This window comes from Paenibacillus sp. NRS-1760, assembly GCF_050467785.1.
Taxonomy (GTDB): Bacteria; Bacillota; Bacilli; order Paenibacillales; family Paenibacillaceae; genus Pristimantibacillus.
Window position 1 is genome coordinate 734,021 of sequence record NZ_JBITPK010000021.1, and the last position, 18,726, is coordinate 752,746.

Annotated in this window: 13 protein-coding genes; 2 read left to right on the forward strand and 11 right to left on the reverse strand. The window is 49.3% G+C overall.

Features of this window, described 5'->3' with window-relative positions; genetic code table 11:
- Positions 1 to 47: 47 nt before the first annotated feature.
- The 4 genes from ACIFSR_RS31060 to ACIFSR_RS31075 form a co-directional block, all read right to left on the reverse strand.
- The gene (locus ACIFSR_RS31060; RefSeq protein WP_430062701.1) at positions 48 to 3,257 is read right to left on the reverse strand and encodes an S-layer homology domain-containing protein; all 3,210 of its coding nucleotides are present in this window, start codon (positions 3,255 to 3,257) and stop codon (positions 48 to 50) included.
- 304 nt (positions 3,258 to 3,561) lie between these two features.
- Positions 3,562 to 5,028 (reverse strand): aldehyde dehydrogenase, encoded by a 1,467-nt coding sequence (gene aldA / locus ACIFSR_RS31065; RefSeq protein WP_430062703.1) that lies wholly within the window; start codon positions 5,026 to 5,028, stop codon positions 3,562 to 3,564.
- A 114-nt stretch (positions 5,029 to 5,142) separates the two neighbouring features.
- Positions 5,143 to 7,335 carry a family 78 glycoside hydrolase catalytic domain gene (locus ACIFSR_RS31070; RefSeq protein WP_430062706.1) on the reverse strand — a complete coding sequence of 731 codons (2,193 nt, stop codon included), beginning with the start codon at positions 7,333 to 7,335 and terminating at the stop codon, positions 5,143 to 5,145.
- Positions 7,336 to 7,372: 37 nt separating this feature from the next.
- On the reverse strand, positions 7,373 to 8,218 hold the full coding sequence (locus ACIFSR_RS31075; RefSeq protein WP_430062709.1) for an AraC family transcriptional regulator: 846 nt from the start codon (positions 8,216 to 8,218) through the stop codon (positions 7,373 to 7,375).
- 150 nt (positions 8,219 to 8,368) lie between these two features.
- On the opposite strand from ACIFSR_RS31075, the gene ACIFSR_RS31080 reads away from it, so the two are divergent.
- Entirely contained in the window at positions 8,369 to 9,646 is a 1,278-nt protein-coding gene (locus ACIFSR_RS31080) for a TolB family protein (RefSeq protein WP_430062712.1), read from the forward strand.
- Positions 9,647 to 9,735: 89 nt separating this feature from the next.
- Here ACIFSR_RS31080 and ACIFSR_RS31085 read toward each other — a convergent pair whose 3' ends face one another.
- The 7 genes from ACIFSR_RS31085 to ACIFSR_RS31115 form a co-directional block, all read right to left on the reverse strand.
- A complete protein-coding gene (locus ACIFSR_RS31085; protein ID WP_430062715.1) occupies positions 9,736 to 10,749 on the reverse strand; it encodes a Gfo/Idh/MocA family protein in 1,014 nt (337 codons plus the stop codon).
- 4 nt (positions 10,750 to 10,753) lie between these two features.
- Complete coding sequence (locus ACIFSR_RS31090; RefSeq protein WP_430062718.1) at positions 10,754 to 11,851, reverse strand: isocitrate/isopropylmalate dehydrogenase family protein; 1,098 nt, start codon at positions 11,849 to 11,851, stop codon at positions 10,754 to 10,756.
- A 13-nt stretch (positions 11,852 to 11,864) separates the two neighbouring features.
- Positions 11,865 to 12,620 carry an amidohydrolase family protein gene (locus ACIFSR_RS31095; RefSeq protein WP_430062721.1) on the reverse strand — a complete coding sequence of 252 codons (756 nt, stop codon included), beginning with the start codon at positions 12,618 to 12,620 and terminating at the stop codon, positions 11,865 to 11,867.
- Between the two features lie 39 nt (positions 12,621 to 12,659).
- Positions 12,660 to 13,424, reverse strand: coding sequence for a fumarylacetoacetate hydrolase family protein (locus tag ACIFSR_RS31100; protein WP_430062724.1), 765 nt, complete (start codon positions 13,422 to 13,424; stop codon positions 12,660 to 12,662).
- A 30-nt stretch (positions 13,425 to 13,454) separates the two neighbouring features.
- Positions 13,455 to 14,744, reverse strand: a complete 1,290-nt coding sequence (locus ACIFSR_RS31105; RefSeq protein WP_430062727.1) for a four-carbon acid sugar kinase family protein — start codon at positions 14,742 to 14,744, stop codon at positions 13,455 to 13,457.
- Between the two features lie 1,008 nt (positions 14,745 to 15,752).
- A complete protein-coding gene (locus ACIFSR_RS31110) occupies positions 15,753 to 16,517 on the reverse strand; it encodes a sugar phosphate isomerase/epimerase family protein (RefSeq protein WP_430062730.1) in 765 nt (254 codons plus the stop codon).
- A gap of 31 nt (positions 16,518 to 16,548) precedes the next feature.
- Positions 16,549 to 17,706 carry a Gfo/Idh/MocA family protein gene (locus ACIFSR_RS31115; protein WP_430062733.1) on the reverse strand — a complete coding sequence of 386 codons (1,158 nt, stop codon included), beginning with the start codon at positions 17,704 to 17,706 and terminating at the stop codon, positions 16,549 to 16,551.
- Between the two features lie 170 nt (positions 17,707 to 17,876).
- On the opposite strand from ACIFSR_RS31115, the gene ACIFSR_RS31120 reads away from it, so the two are divergent.
- Complete coding sequence (locus ACIFSR_RS31120) at positions 17,877 to 18,701, forward strand: helix-turn-helix domain-containing protein (protein ID WP_430062736.1); 825 nt, start codon at positions 17,877 to 17,879, stop codon at positions 18,699 to 18,701.
- Positions 18,702 to 18,726: the final 25 nt, after the last annotated feature.

The following is an 18,726-nucleotide window of genomic DNA, read 5'->3' on the forward strand; positions in this document are numbered from 1 at the left end:
TTCCATAGGAAACAAAGTGCTCATGGATTCGTTTGACATTCTTGCTTCTATTTCTTCTCCGAAATCTGCAGATTGTCTATGATGAAAGAGTCTCCGCTTTCCGGCGCCTCCTCCCATAGATAGAAGCTGACTGAAGCGATCTTTGAGGCATCGAGACCGGCTGCCTCTGCTCCCCAGAACCCTTCCTTGTCTCCCCAAGACGGATCGGAAGCCTGGAAGGATTGAATCGAAATTGTCTTCGACTCCTTCGGTTCTACTGCATAGTAGAAGGTTCGTAGGGTTCCCTTAGCATCCATGACATTCACTCTAATCTGAATCGGAAGCGCATTCGGGTTTGTCACATCGGCTGTAATGGCCGGCGTCCCCCCCAGATTCCAAACCAAGGCCGGCTTAAGCTCGACTCCGGAATAATCCGAATCCAGTTTACCTACCGCTACCTTCATTGCGCGCTCGCCATCAGTCGCACCTGCAGCGCCATATTGAAGCATGGCATCCTTGTATGCTGAGACCAGCGACAGATTCTCGGAAGCTTCGAAGGAGAGCTTCCACGTGCTGGCGTCATCTCCTGCGCTACCGGATCCGCCTCTGCCAAGAAACTTAATGTCATATGCATGGGCATGAACCTCCTTAGCCCCTTTTACCATTGCTTCATAAGGGACATCTGCCACGTCTACAAAGCCTAAATTGTAGTTCTCGCCGTCCCATGCGCGTCCCAGCAGCGGCTGGTCTACATATTGGAACCAGTGGGCGCCTACGAAATAAGGGTTTTCAAGCACAGTCTCCATATAGTGGACGTACTTCTCCGCGCGGTTCTGCTGACTGGCTGCCGATGTATCCGCATTAGGCCCTGTACCGAACATCCCTCTATCATCGGAGGCGAAGGCGAACTCGCCAATAATAGTTGGGAGATCAAGCTTCTCCAGATGCATCCAGCCTTCGCCCTCCACATCCTCCTTGTACACATTGAAGCTGATAACATCTACATATTGGGCTGCCGCTTCCTGCACCTCTATGCTTGTTCCCCATTCTGCGAATCGGGAGCCGAGGTACAGAGCATTAGGAAGCGCCTTCTCCAGCTTGCTGTCTACAATACGGAAGTATTCGTCCGCCAGCAGCCTTAGCATCGCCGAATAATCAGGAAGCATCCCCTCCGTAATTTGCTCCGGCTGGAACGGCTTGCCCAGCGTTTCGAACGAAGCAAGCGCCGTACCCCACTTGTCATTCAGATCCTTAATGCTGTTCTTATACTCTTCCTTCAGGTAATCCAGCATCGCCCGCTTTGCGTAGCTGTCCGCAGAAGCGCTGTCCATCGCCATAATGTTCGTAATGAGCGCATATTTACTTTGCGTATTAGACGGATTGCCCCAAGCGATCTCGTTGTCAATGTAGACGCCGATCATCCACTTGTCATCCTTGACACCATAAGCCAGAATTTGCTCATCAATCATTTCGTCCACGCTGTTCATGAATGCCGGATCGTATGGATCGGCTACAGGCGCCCAGCCGCCGCCGCTTGGAATCGTGGCGTGCTCGCCCCAATGCGACCAGCCATTGGCTACATAAGCCATTTGGTTCTCTTCGCCTTTGCCGAAGAATAGAGCTGGATCGGACCAGTTGCCGAGCGAGCTGAAGCCCCAGCTCTTGAAGCGATCTACAGAGATATCCTTCCACGCATTGACGTAGTCTTGTCCGTATTTGCGCTCCAGATTAGCTTGATAATGATTGAACAGCCAGCCTTCCGTTTGTCCCAGTGGAGCTGTGCCTACAATCGTCGTATACGTGTAATGGTCGCCTAGCTCTCCGTCCTTGGAGGGCAACTCGGTGAACATATTTTCTCTTCCGGAAATCCAGGTATTCATATCATCCAGACGAACAATATCGAGCCCGTTAGAGAAGAATAGATAGCCATCCGGGTCAACGAGTGTCCACTTGCCCTCATGCTTCGTCACGCGGAAGTGTCCCGTAGCCTCAAGCTTCGGTCCATCTAACCAACCGCCGTATTTGCTTGTTGACACCGGCTGGCCAGCGGCAAGCTTAACCGCCTCCTCCTGCTTATCCGCAATCAGATCTTGATCGGCATGCACCTTATCCTTCCAGTCCATTCCGGTATATTGTCCGTAACCATCCACCAGATCATTCATGTAGCTCAGATCCGTATTAGGATCGCCAATCACACGGATATTATCGAACAGCAGCGTCGACTCCGTCTTGTTATACATTTGCCACATCTGGAATTCAACAATATGACTCGTATCCAGGCTCTTCTCTCCCCAGCCATAGCCGAGCTGACTGCCAGCAGAGTTAGGCGGCAGGAACCTCATCCCTAGATCCAGTGCTTCTGAGCCCATACTGAGAAAATACTTTTGTGTGCTGTTCGCCTTCGCAACGGCAGCGCTTACAGTGGAATGAGCAACGCCATCCGCACTCTTGTCATCATCGATTCGCAGATAGAAGGTAATATCCTTGTCCGTCGGATTCGTCACCTCGAAGGCCAGCGCCTTGTTCATGCCGAAATTCCAGGCCGTTGCCGCTGTGAACTTGACGGTTGGGAAGTCCGCTGCTCCGTAGACGACCTTAAGCGCCTTGGAGTCAGTCACTTCGTTATGTACGACCTCTATCGTTGAATCACCACTCGTCACGAAGCCCGGAATTGAGCCATTCTCAAAATCAAGCGCAGGCAACCCCGATCGATTCGACATCACACGTTCAAGTGCAGTTATAAGCTCTGCGAACGTCATTTTCCCTTGCGGGCGCAGCTTGCTGCCGTTGCCTACGAATATACCGGCCCCATATACTTTCTCAAGAGCCTGCCTGCCTTCAACTGTCATACCGGCCAAATCTGTAAATTTCCGGTCCAGCTCTTGGGTTCCCGTCGGCTCTTCAGCCAGCAGCGCAGCTGTCAGAAGGATCGCTTCCTCCCGAGAAACCTGCTTATTCGGCTGATCAGAGATCACTACACCTTCAGGCTGTACACCCACCCCTTGCTTTGCCCATGACACTAATTCAGCATTCGTTAGCTGTGAAACATCGATGGCATTCCAGCCGACCGAGGCTTCAATCAGATTCGCCATATCCTCGCGAGACAGATGGCGATTCGGATTTTTCACCCCTTCTGAAGCCGCCCCTACATAACCAGCTTCCACCCAGGCCTGGATCGTTTGTTCCGCCCAATGCTTCGAAGTCATGCCATACGCCTGCGACGAGAACGCTCCCAGCAATACCGCGATTGTCAGAATGAACATACTGTAACGTTTCATAATCTGTTTCCCCTCCTGTACTGAGTAGCAGAATGTTCGGAACCATTCACCTTGCGCAATCGTATAATCCCCTCCCTGATCTGTCGAGACGATCGTACTTTGACAGCGGTTGCAACACATGCAGGAAATGATTGCATTCCGATTCATTCGCCCCTCTATTCTATCTGAGAATGATCATCATATCGCATAAATATCTTAAGCAAATGATGGGTAAAACTATAAAAATCTTAAGATTTCGATTATGACGAAACAAGGAGCAGCAGAGCTTTGCCTGCAAGCCCCACTGCTCCCCAATAGTCCTTCTTTACGCATAATTCATATATACAGTCCGCTTCTGCAGATAACCCTCAATGCCGTATTCTCCATCTTCACCGCCGATGCCGCTTAGCTTATGACCGCTGTGGTAGCCCTGCATGCAGCCCGACATGCCTTGATTCAAGAATACTGTGCCGACCTCCAGCACATTTATCGCATGCATCATCTTGCGGTAATCACTTGTATAGAGGTATGCAGACAAACCAAGCTCGCTTGCATGAATGATGGCAACCGCTTCCTCGAAGCTTGCGATTCGCACAATCGGCAATACCGGACCAAAAATCTCTTCTTTCGCTGCAGCCATACTAGGCGTGACATTCGTTAATACCGTTGGCTCGTACCAATAGCCCTTCTCAAACCCGCTGCCCGTCGGGCGCTTCCCTCCCGCTGCGATTGTAGCGCCTTGGCGAACCGTCTCCTGCACAATCGCGTCAATCTTATCCAAATCTCGACCGTTCGCCTTGGGCCCCATCGTCACTGACTCGTCGAACGGATCGCCGATCTTAACCGACTTGACGCGTTCCAGCAGCTTCTCGGTAAATTCATTCGCAATACTCTCGTGCACAAGCACCATCTCATTGCAGATGCACACCTGTCCGCAATTTGCGAACCGCGCACCTACCGCTGCTTCCACCGCTTGATCAATATCCGCGTCCTCCAGCACAATGAACGGCGCCTTGCCGCCTAGCTCCAGAGATAAGGCCGTTATGTTGTCCGCCGCTGCCTTATAGATCGCCTGCCCTGCTCTGACACTGCCGGTCACCGTCACCAGCTTCGTAATGGAACTGCTCACCAACTGCTGACCAACCTCAACACCTGTTCCCGTTACCAAATTGGCTACCCCGGGCGGGAAGCCGACCTCGTCAATAAGACGGAACAGCTCGGCAGAGGCAACCGGTGTAAGCTCATGCGGCTTAATAATCATGGTGTTCCCGGTCACAAGCGCCGGTCCAAGCTTGCGTCCGATAAGCGCAAGCGGATAATTCCAGGCGCACAAGCCTATGGTGACGCCATACGGTACCTTCTGAATCATCAGCATCTCGCCTTGCCGGTTCGAAGGCAGCACATCGCCCTTCAATCGAGTCGCAGATTCCGCCGCATACTGCAAATAGGCCATCGTATCATCAACTTCACCAAGCGCCTCGCGGTACGTCTTGCCTTGCTCAAGCACAAGCAGTCGGGCGAAAAGCTCTCGCTCTTCCTTGATTTTCTCCACTAGCTTTATCATATATCGAGCCCGCTCCACCGCAGGAAGCAGCTTCCAGGTCAGCTGCGCTTTCTCCGAAGAAACCAGCGCCCTCTTCACATCCTCAGGATCGGCGTCGCTTACAAACGCGATCACCTCTTCATTTGCGGGATTCAGCACCTCGGTTAGTCGCCCGGAGGCCGAATCTGTCCATTGTCCGTCTATATAAAGTCGATAATAGGTCGTATTGCCTTTTGTCCCTTTCATCATAACCCTTCACCCCTTATTCGCTGGATTGTACCATTGTAACCCCTCCCGTCATTGTAGATATACGAATATGTTAATGACTTTCTATAAATTTATTAGTTTTCGCCATTTCACCACTCATCGTTCCACTACTTGTATCCCGACAGGTACATTAACTTGCCATCTTCTATGATTGTAATTCAGCGAAATTCGGCCTGCTGCAGTTTCAAATTCCAACTTAATTGCATCAAGCGAATGCGGAACTTTCGGGTCGAATTCCACCTTCGTCCAGCCCGGCTCTGCCGGAGACAGCCCGATGATATCTTCAATAAGAATCAATATCGGAGCACTGGCCCACGGATGACACAAGCTCGTATTCCACTTATGCTCCTTAGACCAGCTCTCGAAGCAGGTGGTGGCGCCTTCCTTGATCATAGTTGCCCAGGAATTCTCATCCGAGGAAGTGATCAAATCGTAAGCAAGATCGTGTTCGCCTGCGGCCGCGAGAGCTTTCAAGACAAAATATGCCATGTATACGCCGCAAGCTAGGCGCTTCTCCCGTATAAGCTCAATAATGGGTTGCTGCCCTTGTTCAGGTACGAGTCCGAATAGCAACGCCAACGCATTCGAATGTAAAGAGGAGTGCCTCGAACCTTCTGCATCCACGAATAAACCGGTTTTCCGATTATAGAAGACTTCGATATAGGCTTGACGCAAGCGTGCCAGCTTCTGTTTATCTGCACATTCACCGAGAATGCCGCTAATTTCCGCCTCCGCCACTCGTGCTCCATAGTAAAAGGCGTTCAACACATTATGACAGCCGTCACCAACCGGCTTTCTTAGATCAAAATCATACCCATCCCGCAGCCTCTCTGGCCAATCCACCAAATTCCATTTGTCCGTAACCAGCTCCAGGAGTCCGTCACTCCTTTGATAGGATGCGAAATGATGTAATAAAGCCATGACATGCGGATGCATCTCGCGAAGGAACTGGATATCGCCGCTCATCTTGTAGTACCTTAACAGCTGCATCGGCCATTGCAAGGAGAAATCAGCAATTTCCTGCATGTAATGTCCGGGCGCAACAGCCATTAGACCAGGGCAAACCTTAGAGGAGAGAAGCACATAGTCTAGCAGCGCCTTTCGGTATAACCTAAGATCGCCGCTCAAGTAGGCTTGGGATGGAGCTATAATCGTATTGTCTCCCAAGTATTGACCTTTCTCACGCGAAGGACAGTCCACGTACCCCTCTTGTGAACCGTATTTAACCCCATTGCGACAGATTGACCAAATGCTGTTCAGCAACGGGTTGGAGGATTCGAATACACAAGCCTCCTCCTTCATGGGATAGTGCCTAACGATTGCTGTAAGGCTGGACAGATCAAGGTGTATGCCCGGTTCATGAACCATCAGCTCTACGTAGCGGAAAGCCTTGTAATCGAAAAACTCAAACTCGTCAACTTCACCCGATAAGGTGCATACCTCTTGATACGTACAATTACATCGCATCTCATAACGTACAGCACCATCGTACTGAAGCTCCTCCCCGCATCGCACCTCTATCCGATCTCCAGCCTGTCCTTTTGCAGTAAACTTCACTTGCCCCGTCACTTCTTCACCAAAGTCAATTCGATAATGACCCGCTACTACCTCTGTTATTCGTTCAGGAAACTTCTCATATACGGATACAGGCGGGGTAGGCTGCAGATACAGCACATGATCGGTGGAGGGATGGACAGTAGCCTGTTCCCACCCAGAGTCGTCAAATTCACTGGTTTTCCATTTCGGTTGCTTGAGGCGCAGATCAAGAGGCTCCCCGAATTGGGTATCATACCCCAAAACTTCACCGCGACCATATTCTTCTGTATTCCAGCACTTCCAAGTTGAATCCGTATGCACGATCACCTTATCATCGATCTGCAGCTCCGCAATCATCCCCTGCCGATAATCAGCACTGTTGTAAGCTCTGCATATTAATCCATGATAATAGACATGAACAGCGATTACATTTTCACCGGACCGAAGCAGCTCCGTCACATCATAGCTATTATAATAGTAATGATCCGATGTAGACTGGGCTGGTCCTTGGCCTACCAGTTGACCATTCATATACACCTTATAATAATCATCAGCTGTTATATCCAGCACAGCTCGCTTCATACTCTTGTTCAGCTCGAACGTCTTTCTTACTAACAAGTGACGATTGGTGAGATCCTCCCTGTGCTCCATAGCAGCGGGCTTGCTTCGCTCTTTATGAAACAGATTGACAGGAACGGACAACCCTTCAAAAGCCTTATCCATTATCCAGCTTGCTGACCATACTTTATCCATCATACCGCTCCTTTGGCATCATCCATAAGTGCTCGAATCAAAACCTAATATGCTTGCGTATACCCAGTATTTCTTTCTGCTTCCATTGCCCAGGGCTGATTCCTTCAACCTGCTTAAATACACGATTAAAATGATGAATATTTTTAAACCCGACCTCAGACGCTATTTCTTTAAGCGTTATTTCCGTGTAGGCCATTAATTCCTTCGCTTTCCCGATTCGAATCTCTTTGATATGTTCAGAGATCGAGTGGCCGTATACTCGCTTGAACATTTGCCCCATGTAATTTTTGTTGAACCCAATGCGGTTCGCCATATCCGCCACTCGCAGCTCACTCGAATAATGACGCTTGATATAATCACTTGTCCGTTCAGCCACTGTCATTCTCTCTCCCTGCAAGGGCAATACATCGGTACCAAGTACATGACTCTTTACGAATGACTTCGCTCCGTTAGATTGTCTATGAAGCAGATACAATATCTTCAATAGACTCAAGCAGGCCATTTCGCGAAAAAAAGGCTGTTGATGCGTTCCCTCATATTTGATCTGTTCCAGCAAAATGACAATTTCCTTGGGCACCTTCGTATGCAGGACTTTGATCGAGTCCATCATTGCGGTTAACCTGGTGCTGCGCAATCGGAACTTGACATCCAACGTCTTGGTAGCGGATTGATTATGCGAAATAAAGCCATGAGCCACTGCGGGAGAAATGAACACACAATCCCCTCGTGTCAACGGATGTTGCTCATTTCCGTAAGAAAAAGCAATATCTCCATCTATCAAATAAATAATCTGGTAATATTCATGTGCGTGCATGGCCAGCCGCTTGCCCTTGTCGTAGTCGTACCTCGATGCCCAAATCATCTCTACCTCGAACTTGTGCAATGCATGAGCCTCCATTCCACAAACAAAATTCCTTCATACAGATAAATGCAGCTATGCTCCAAACAAAGACTTCCCCCCCTTCATGCAGATAAACTATAAACAGGTTGTATCCGTAATAAGATTGTATATTGTTGATAGGAGTGAGCATTAATGAACATTAGCAAAAACTTCCCGTCTTACACTGATTTTGATCCGCTTGTTCCAGTGAGGTGTATCACACCAAAAACAAATGGCTGCTTCCATCGATTTTTTGATACCTCGCCAGTCAGTCCTTCAGGGCGTTATGTTGCTTTACTACAGCTGCCGCAAGAGCATCGTCTGCCTGAGCCTGGAGAAGCGGCTCATATTGTGCTTGTTGACCTACATACGGCGGAGGAACGAATTGTCGCCGAAACATGTGGCTGGGAGACACAGCTCGGAGCTAACATTAACTGGGGTCCTGACGACAATTTCATCTATTATAACGATGTAGACACAGAGACCTGGCAAGAGCTATGCGTACGTCTGAACCCGCATACCGGGGATAAGAAAATAATGAAGGGGAGTATCTATAGAATTTCTCCGGATGGCAAGACGATTATATCCGCATGTCTCAAGAGGATGCGACGCACACAGTACGGTTACGGTATCGTTGTTCCAGATGAGCACATACCAAGAAACTTCGGATTCCAAGAAGATGATGGTCTATATTCCTTACATGCAGAAACGGGAGAGAGGACGCTGTTGGTTTCAATTAAGGATGTATTTGACCGTGCTGAACCTGCAATCGATAAGGAATTATACAAGCATGGCGAATGTTATGGCTTCCATTGCAAATTCAACCCACAGGGCGACCGCATTCTATTCACTATGAGATGGTTCCATACCGATCTTGAGCAGCCGTGGAATCGGATAGCAGATGGCTTGAGCTTCTGGGTAGTCACCATGAATACGGATGGCAGCGATATTCTTGTTGCCGTAGGTCCTGAGCAATGGAGAAAGGGAGGTCACCATATTAATTGGTTCCCTGATGGGCAGAGACTCTCCATGAATCTGTGTCTCGATGGCGACAAGCAGCTAGCTTTGGTCCAAGTGGATGCGGATGGATCCAATATGAAGAAGATAATTGATTCGATTCCCGGCTCCGGCCACCCGACAGTCCATCCGAATGGACTGCATATCGTAACGGATTCCTATGAGCAAGAGAAAGTAGCCTTCGGCGATGGAACGGTACCTCTTCGTTTCATTGATCTGCAGTCGGGAAGTGAAGCAACTATCGTTCGAATTAATGTCTCCAATCCGGGAACAGAGGTTACCAATGCGCTTCGCGTAGATCCTCACCCTGCTTGGACCCCAGATTATAAGCATCTTGTATTCAATGGCTTTGTAGATGGCACCCGCCGGGTTTATATCGCGGACATGACCAGCTTGGTGGGAACGGACTTCTAATTATAAGCTATGTCGGAGGAGATATGTCTTTCAAATCTACCTCCATAATTCCAAGCTGCCCCTGAAGGGGCAGCTTGTTTGTTTCCTGTTTACCCGAGCTGAACCACCTTATTCGAAGAGGCCGATTCATAGCAAGCATATACCGCCTTAACCGTCGTAAGGTAATTCCTTCCTTCCGTTTCGAAGGAGCCGCCCTCTCGCAGAATATGAACAAAATGCTGCTGTGTTGCGATTGTACAGCCTCCCTTCCAGCCTTCGGAAGGAATAGTATACGCATGCCTTCTTTCCTCACCGCCGCGTGGCGTATAATAGATTGTTCCGTCTTCAGTCAATCTAAGCTTGCCTTCTGTGCCTTCTAACGTCATATAACCGTAGGTCGGACAACGAACCTCCTCCATGTAAGTGACCCGATTCGCATCATACAGTCCCACTGCACCATCGGAGAAATTGAAATGGATGACAGCCATGTCTTCGCCCTTTATAACAGGGTTAAGTGTTCGCACCTGACAATATAAGCTGTCAATCTCCCCTAACAGGTAGCGATAAGTATCTATATAATGAACGCCAGTTTCGAAGATGAGGAATTTCTCCATCTCCTTGAAATAGGGTTGTACCGGATAAGGGTTATCGCCCCAACCATCTCCCGGACGCATGGCCATATAGGCAGAATAGACCTTGCCCAGCAAACCTGCATCCATCATCGACTTTATCTCTCTGTACCAAGCCTGCCAACGCCAATTTTCGTTAATCATCAGCGGCACGCCTCGTTGTTCACAATAGGCGACAAGCTCCTCAGCTTCCTGCAGGGTAGGGGCAAGCGGCTTCTGACAGAGAACAGGAAGCCCTAAATCTGCTGTTAATCGGGTGTAATAGAAATGAGAATCCGGCGGTGTACAAATATCAATAAAGTCAGGCTCGATCTCTTGAATGGCCGTCTCCCAATCATCGTAAGCTCGCAGCCCGTATTTATCAGCAAGCTTCTTGGCATTCTCCATCGTAAGACTCAGCACAGCGGCAATTCGTGCACCCTGTACCTTCTGCCAAGCCTCAAGTTGAATATCAGCGTAATGCCCTGCTCCAATTATTAGGCCTGTCTTCGTCATGCCACTACACCTCACTCTGCAAGGCTGCTGCTACTGCGTCGCCTACCTGAGAGGTCGAGGATGTACCGCCAATATCTGCTGTGCGAATGTGTTGCTGACGCAATACAGCCCTAACCGCTTGATCGATGCCTTGGGCCGCCTCCTTCAATCTATCATCCTGATGTCGATCTGACAGCCACTCGAGCATCATGGAGCCAGATAGAATCGTTGCGATTGGATTGGCCAGATTTCTCCCTGCAATTGTCGGGGCCGAACCATGTGAGGGTTGGAACAGTGCGTGCTCATCACCTATATCGCCCGAGGGAGCCATGCCGAGTCCTCCAATTGTCGCGGATGAGAGGTCAGAGATGATATCCGCAAACATGTTCTCCGCTACAACTACATCATAATGGTGAGGACTCAGCACCTGGTACAGTGTCATGGCATCAACGTACGCATAATCCTTGGCGACACCAGGATATTGTTCAGCAATTTCATCATATACACTTCGGAAGAAAGCATAAGAGCTAAGAACATTCGCTTTGTCAACACAGGTAACGATTGACTTCCCGTCGGTAGGCCGGCCTGATCGCTTCTTGGCGAGCTCGAAGGCGAACCTTGTAATCTTGGATACACCCGTTCGAGTCATAATAATGGTATCTGTAGCAACCTCTCCGCGGACATTACAGCCTCCGGTTCGCGAGGCATAGAGCCCCTCAACATTTTCCCGAACAATAACATAATCGATTCCCTTGGATACATCTCGCAAAGGACTGGTGACTCCTTCATACAAAGTGACAGGCCGTACCCCTGCGTAGAGATCTAATCCAAATCGGAGGCGGAAGATAACATCTCCGTTCACTTCTCGACCGTCCGGATGTCTTGCTTCCGGAAGCCCAATTGCCCCCATCAGAATGGCATCAGCCTGCTTGCAAATCTCATATTGGGAGTCAGGCATGGTCACACCTGTCCGCTGGAATCGCTCGGCACCAGCATCAAGTGATTCATAGTTTAAAGTGAAGCCATATTTTTTCTGAGCGGCATCCAATACCTTGACGGCTTCTGCCGTAACCTCCGGCCCAATCCCGTCTCCAGGCAATACGGCAATATGGTAATGTTTCATTAAGCTTGGCCTCCTATAAATTGAATATCTTTTTTGGATTATGGATTAGAATTTGCTCCAGGTCTGCATCGGATAGCCCAATAGATTGAAACTTCATCAATTCTACTGGCAGATTGCTCAGATGGTCGGAGCCCATGATGATCCGCTCAACGCCTATCGTGTTAATCATCTTAACCACCGTGTAGGTAGGACACCAAGAGGGCTCCAGTATGATGTTCTCACAATATTTTGCTGCTATAACCGCTTCATCCGTATATACAGCAAATCCGGCATGGGCCAGTACAAAGGTGACGGCAGGGAATCTCTTGGCCGCATCGATCATGAGTGAAGGCAAGGAAAACGGATTGCCAATGCCTGTATGGACCAGTACAGGTATCCGATACGTAGAGGCTTCCTCATAGATTTTTTCACAGCCTGCTGATAATGGTGAAATATTGTGCCCGAGTGGATGGAGCTTTAGTGCGACAAAACCATAATCCTCTATACATACAGCCGCTTCCGACCGATATTCTTCCTCGCTCAGCCATGGATCAATACTAGCCATTCCATAAATCCGTCCAGGGTAGTTTTGGCTCATAGCATAAATAGCTTTGTGCACCTCGGGTATGGATTCCAGGGTTGGCTGAGGCATGACCAGGCTCGATTGAATGCCGAAGCGATCCATAGCTTGAATGATGGCATCGGGAGTAGTAGCTACGCCCGAGAAACGTGAAACCCCCAAATGCACATGAGTATCAATAGCTCCCTGAATATGGTTGTAAATGGTCATAATTACATGTGTCTCCTCTCAATCAGGAAGGTACTCGCATTAATCTGCAGCTGCTCTATTCCTCAGTATACCGATGCCTTCCACACTGCACTCGATCACATCACCCCGTCTGAACAGATCTGCTCCCGCAGGAGCCCCTGTTAGAATGACATCCCCCGCGTGCAGTGGCATCAGCTTCGTCAGATACGCAATGATGTCCGGAATCGATTGAATCATAAGATCTGTACCGCCGCTTTGCTTGACTGCTCCATTAAGTTCCGAGCGAATCGTTGCTTGTGTCAGATCCAGCTCCGTTTCAATGTATGGGCCTAGCGGAGTGAAGGTTGGGAACACCTTGGATAATGTCCAGTTTCCATTGGGATGAAAATACGATGTAGCTGTCACATCGTTAGCAACGGTATATCCAAAAACATATTCAAGTGCCTTATCCGCAGGAATCCGGTAGGCTGGCTTGCCAATGACAACCGCAATTTCTGCTTCAAACTTTATTTCTATAAGATCCTTTGGAACAATAATGTCCACATCAGAGCCCACAACTGTAGAAACTGGCTTGAAGAAGAATGGGGGCATCTGCTGTGACGATTCCGGCCTCGTCTCTCCATTCGCGATATAATTAAGACCAATACCGATTATCTGATTAGGTAGGATGGGAGAGCCCAGCTGAACAAGATCAAGTGAATAAACCGTATCCGTGGCTGCCCACGTTCCAAGCATATCGCCTTCAATTAACCGAAGCTTATCCCCTTCAACAATCCCTGACTTCCAATTCTCATCATTTCCGACTCTACCCCGGGCAAACTTCATGTTCGGTTCCTCCTTATGTCCTTAGCCGGTCTACTCATAAGCAAGCTTCACTCCAAATTTTCCAGCTATATTCTTAATGGTCTGATGATTCCCCACATTCCCGGGTATCACCGCATAGGGAAGCCTTCGTCCATCTTCAAGCTCAACCTCCCAGAGTGATACTCCCGCCTCAAGCTGACCTTTCACATAGGCTGTTTGAGATAATAAGCCGTCGGCAGCAACTTGAGCCGATGTAATCCCCCCTTTGGAGATGACACCATCGCAATGGGCAGACACCTTACGGACGATTTCAATAATGACATTCATCACCCTTGCTCCTGTTGCCAGATCTCCATGCTCGAGCCTTCGAATCCGCTCTGATGTCAGCACCGCGAACCCGTAATGGCGCAAATTCTCAATTAATCGACTGCTTACCTCTTCGATCAGCAGATCCAGTCCTCCCTGCAGAATACGATCAGTTGGGATAACAATCGGAGGTCTTGTGTATCGGATAAGCTCTTGCAGCTGACGCGTACTGGCCTCTGTATGAGAACCGCATACAACCAACACTCTGTCAAGATTTTCTACTCGCTCGATCGTTTGGCTTCGAAGATTCGTGAGCACAGCTATGAACGAAGAAGCAGAACGTACAACCACATGCCGGCCCTTCCCTAATGCTCCCATCAGCCCTGCTGCAATGAGCTCCAGGTCCGATAGGAATTCTGCCTCTGGAATGACACATGTCCCTGGAGCAGCTTGCAACAACGCATCCCTCAACCCTTGTCCCATCGTGCTTCTTAATTGTTCTAACGGTACAATGACAGCCTTCCTGCCATCTCCTGCTTCCGCAACATAGTCTACCAGCTTCTCACTCTGGTATCCGAAGGTCGTATCCTTGGCAAACTCTGTTTGATGAACTGGAATTCGTTTCACTTCTACTGTGAGATAGTGAATACCATCTACAGTAACTCTTCCCCCTTCTGGAAAGGCAGGGACAAATAAGGAAACAGAATCAGCCTGTGAGAATGTATCAATCTCAGCAAAAACATGTCCCCTTAAGGTTGAATCACCCCGAAGCAAGAATACCGCTTCCTTGCCTGCTTCTCTAGCAGCCCTTGTTGCTTCCGCTCTAATTTGTGTGAGTAGTTGTATGGCATCTTCCTTAGGCAATGCACGAGTATTCGTAAGCACATACACAACCGATGCAGTACTGCTACAAAATTCATGATACTTCTGGAAGGCGGGCTGCAATATAATCTCGACTCCGCTGACAGTTTGTGTACCTGTGGGATCATCATCGAGAACAAATATTTTACGGTTGTCGGCAGTCAAATCATTCAATTACACTCCACTCCAATTTAACAAGAGTTTATTGGTCAACCAATTCGTATTAACACCTTCTTATTGTTGTGCTGCAGCAGACTTGGCGTTATTCCATCACTATACCGACAGCTTCGCCATAGGGTAAATATCCGATTTTTCAGCTATATTCGAATGATGCATTCTGTTCCAATAACCGTCCATTCATGCAGGAAAAGCCCCCATCTGTCGGATGATGAGGGGCACCTATTACATTTATTTGTATTGCACTTTCATTAACATCAAACGTCAGGCAGAACTGCTAGGCGTAACCTGCAGGCTCACATACAAATCGAGTTAGCCTATGCGCATGCGCATAGACCTCTCTCAGATCCATACGCGCGGGTCGTCGCATACGGCTCCTCCATGATTATCCCCTCTTGGGATGAAGTTTTTTGTATATCGCGAGGAGACTACACAGACCGATTTCTCCAAACCACGTATTTGGCATTGTATTGGGCATAGGTATATTGCGAACTTCTCCACGCTGTCTTGCGCAGTCCCGGCATTTCCTTGTTTCCCCATCCCCGTCTTCGCATTTCTCGATGTAGCTTTCTGATGCAAGACTAAATGGTAGACACAGATTACACTGATGAAATGAAGCAGAAGCGGAGGACTGTGTCGGTATGAAGAAACCCTTGTATGATGAAGCGTACAAGAGAAAGAGTGTGCATGCACTTCCACAGTCCTCCTAACTTGCAAGACCCAAGGGTGGTATTGGACATCTCCTGATTTAACTGGGTCATCCGGTCTTACCGGCCGGCAAACCTGGTTGTGCCGCCTGTTCCGGGGTTTACCTTCACATCCTCCGCACGCATCCTCACGGACTACGCACTATGTGTCAGCTCTGCACTTCCGCCACCTCGCGGTGTACTGGAGACTTTCACTCCTTAGTCGATGCGCTGACAAGCGCACAAAAGCACATCCTAAACCGCAAAAATGGCGTTCAGGATGTGTTTCAATCTTCTGACTGTCAACGGGCTATACTGTTTACTCCAATCCCATGGCTTTAAGGTTGTTCAAGCTGGTGGCCAGGCATTCGAAGGGATCCTGGTCATAGCAGTTGTCCTGTTCCACCACAGCCCACTCGACGCCGATGCCGCGGCAGGCCTCGATGATCGCTGCGAAGTTCATGTTGCCCTCGCCCACCTCCGCAAAACGTTGCTCTCTCTCCGGCGAAATGACCATATCCTTAAAGTGAACTACCTTCATCCGTCCATCCACCTTGCGGATCCACTCGACTGGATCGGCCCCGCCGGCTTGCACCCAATACACATCCAGTTCGAAATCCAGCGACTTCGTGTCCGATTCCTCCATCAGGATGTCCATGCCCGAGCGGCCGCCAAACTTCACATACTCGAAGTTATGGTTGTGGTAGATGAACTTCAGCCCTGCATCGGCCAGCTTCATGCCGATCTCCGAGGCTTCCTTGGCAAAGGCGATGTAGCCATCCGCGCTATTGCGATACTGGGGAGGCATGCTGCCGAGTCCCACGTATTTGCAATCCCAAGCCTTATGCTTGGCGATGACCGCATCCAGATTATCGGTTAACTGGTCCAAAGGCACATGAGTGGCGCAGATCGTCAGACCGTTGCGGTCGGCGATTTCCCTCAGTGCTTGATCCCCGATCTCGCCGATCGCAGATACCTGGATCGCTCGATACCCGATGTCGCTTACTTTTTTTAGTGATGCCGCAATGTCCTCAGGTGTTTGTAAATGCTTTCTTAAGGTAAACAGCTGTGCTGCAACTTTCATGTCTTACACGCTCCATTTCTTATAGATAATCTTAGTGGGTTTCGGATACATCCAGCACCTTGCCACCTGCTACTTTTTGAGAGTTCGAGTTCTTGATCTTCTTCTGCAGTATGTTATAGTAGAGCTCCTCATCCAATGGAAGCTCTACCCAGTCATCCAGCCACGAAGATAGATGCATCGCATTGGAAAGCGTCAGTCCGTGAATCCCTTCTTCACCCGGGGCAAGCAGCGCCTCATTCTTCAACAGTGCGTTGGTAAAGTTCTGCAGTATGCCCGGATGCGCCGTCGTCTTGCCTTTGGTCGGGATATCGATCTTCCAGCATTCCGGAGAACCGAAGCCGCGCGTCCACTCCTTGTTGAATTGCGGCTCGGGCACCCGTAGTTTCCAGAAGGTCAAGGCGTCATCCTCGATGAGCACCTTGCCGTTATCACCAGTGATCTCGAACCGGTTGGTTCCCGGCGCCTCGCCTACCGTGGTCACGAACAGACCGGAAGCGCCATTCTCATACTCCACATAGGCCGTGACATCATCCTCGACCTCGATGTTGCGATACTTGCCAAAGTGACAAAAGGCACGCACCCGCTTCGGCATCATACCGATCGTCCATTGCCACAGATCTAGCTGATGCGGATCCTGGTTGAGCAGGACACCGCCGCCCTCCCCAACCCAGGTGGCGCGCCAGCCACCGGAATCATAGTAGCTCTGGGGTCGGTACCAGTTCGTAATAATCCAGTTGGTTCGGCGGATCTCCCCTAGCTCTCCGGACTGTACTAGCTCGCGCAGCTTCTGATACAGCGGGTTGGTTCGTTGATTATACATGATGCCGAACATCTTGCCGGACCGTTCTGCAGCGGCATTCATCTCACGTACACCCTTGGTATGTACGCCTGCTGGCTTCTCCACCAGCACATGATAGCCTTCCTGGAATGCTCTTATGGCCAACGGTGGATGATCATAATGGGGTGTAGCGATGAGCACCGCGTCCATAACCCTTGAAGCAAAGAAAGTGTTCGTATCCTGAAAGATCCTTACATCATCAGACAGATTAGTCTTGGCCCAGTTCAGACGATCCACGCTGGTGTCGCATATCGCTGTCAGTTCTGCTCCTTGGATATCCTTCAGGAGCCACTTGGCATGAGAGCTCCCCATGTTGCCGATTCCGATAATACCAAAACGCACCTTCTCCATCTCGAGTCTCCTTTACTATTGGAGTGTCCTTCCATTAAAGTATAGTACGAGTAAAAGGATATGAGAATGTATGGAACTAAGATCGATTTGTAAATAAGTAATCAATTTTCGATAAATTTATGATATCATAAACCCATAGCCATCCTCTTGCAAAGGAGCAGATCCGATACATGTCAACAGCTCTACCACTTACCGAACGCATATGGGAATCATTGTCCGTCCATGTGACCCACGCCCGTTGGGCGAACCAATATAAAGGCTGGATTTGCAAGGAACATACCCCTACTTTTAACCGGTTGTACTTTATTCGTAAGGGAGAAGGCTGGATCAAGGTAAACGGGAAGCTCTACTACCCTCATGCTGATCAGCTTATTCTTGTTCCCGCAGGTACCATGCAGGAGAGACATACAACAAGACAGCAACCGTTTACCCGCTATATTTGCCATTTTCGTGCCAACACCGGAACGCGTCCTTTATTTCAATCTTTTCCCCAGCCTTTCATCACGGTCATAAAAAGTAAAGAGAAAGTCATAGAGCTTTTTGAAGCCATGATCCATCATTTTCAGTTTGCAGGCGCGGTATCGACGCTTCATACGCAAGCCGCCCTTCTGCAGCTGTTGGCCTACGGTTTGGAGGAGGGAGAGCATGCCGGATTTCTCGAACATTTGAGAGTGACTGAAGATGGGAAACTCGATAAAGTTCTTGCTTATATCGATGAGCATTTAGCGGAGTCTATGGAAGTGGAGGTACTGGCGGAACTGGCCCATCTGCATCCGAACTACTTCATCCCCTATTTCAAGAAGCACCTCGGGGTAACCCCGATGCACTACGTGAAACAGAAGCGGCTGGAAGAAGCAAAGAAGCTGCTGTCGCATACCGACAGCAGCATCTCAAGTATTGCGGAGTATCTGGGCATGGATCTTGCCCATTTCTCCAAGCAGTTCAAGCATCTCACCGGTCTCTCTCCATCGGCATATCGGAGCTGCACTCGGTGAGTTCTTCGCGGCATGACATGTTTGA

Excerpts from the sequence above, each read along its gene's own strand:
- ACIFSR_RS31060 (WP_430062701.1), bottom strand. The coding sequence starts at position 3,257 with ATGAAACGTTACAGTATGTTCATTCTGACAATCGCGGTATTGCTGGGA.
- aldA (WP_430062703.1), bottom strand. The coding sequence starts at position 5,028 with ATGATGAAAGGGACAAAAGGCAATACGACCTATTATCGACTTTATATA.
- ACIFSR_RS31070 (WP_430062706.1), bottom strand. The coding sequence starts at position 7,335 with ATGGATAAAGTATGGTCAGCAAGCTGGATAATGGATAAGGCTTTTGAA.
- ACIFSR_RS31080 (WP_430062712.1), top strand. The coding sequence starts at position 8,369 with ATGAACATTAGCAAAAACTTCCCGTCTTACACTGATTTTGATCCGCTT.
- ACIFSR_RS31085 (WP_430062715.1), bottom strand. The coding sequence starts at position 10,749 with ATGACGAAGACAGGCCTAATAATTGGAGCAGGGCATTACGCTGATATT.
- ACIFSR_RS31090 (WP_430062718.1), bottom strand. The coding sequence starts at position 11,851 with ATGAAACATTACCATATTGCCGTATTGCCTGGAGACGGGATTGGGCCG.
- ACIFSR_RS31095 (WP_430062721.1), bottom strand. The coding sequence starts at position 12,620 with ATGACCATTTACAACCATATTCAGGGAGCTATTGATACTCATGTGCAT.
- ACIFSR_RS31100 (WP_430062724.1), bottom strand. The coding sequence starts at position 13,424 with ATGAAGTTTGCCCGGGGTAGAGTCGGAAATGATGAGAATTGGAAGTCA.
- ACIFSR_RS31110 (WP_430062730.1), bottom strand. The coding sequence starts at position 16,517 with ATGAAAGTTGCAGCACAGCTGTTTACCTTAAGAAAGCATTTACAAACA.
- ACIFSR_RS31115 (WP_430062733.1), bottom strand. The coding sequence starts at position 17,706 with ATGGAGAAGGTGCGTTTTGGTATTATCGGAATCGGCAACATGGGGAGC.
- ACIFSR_RS31120 (WP_430062736.1), top strand. The coding sequence starts at position 17,877 with ATGTCAACAGCTCTACCACTTACCGAACGCATATGGGAATCATTGTCC.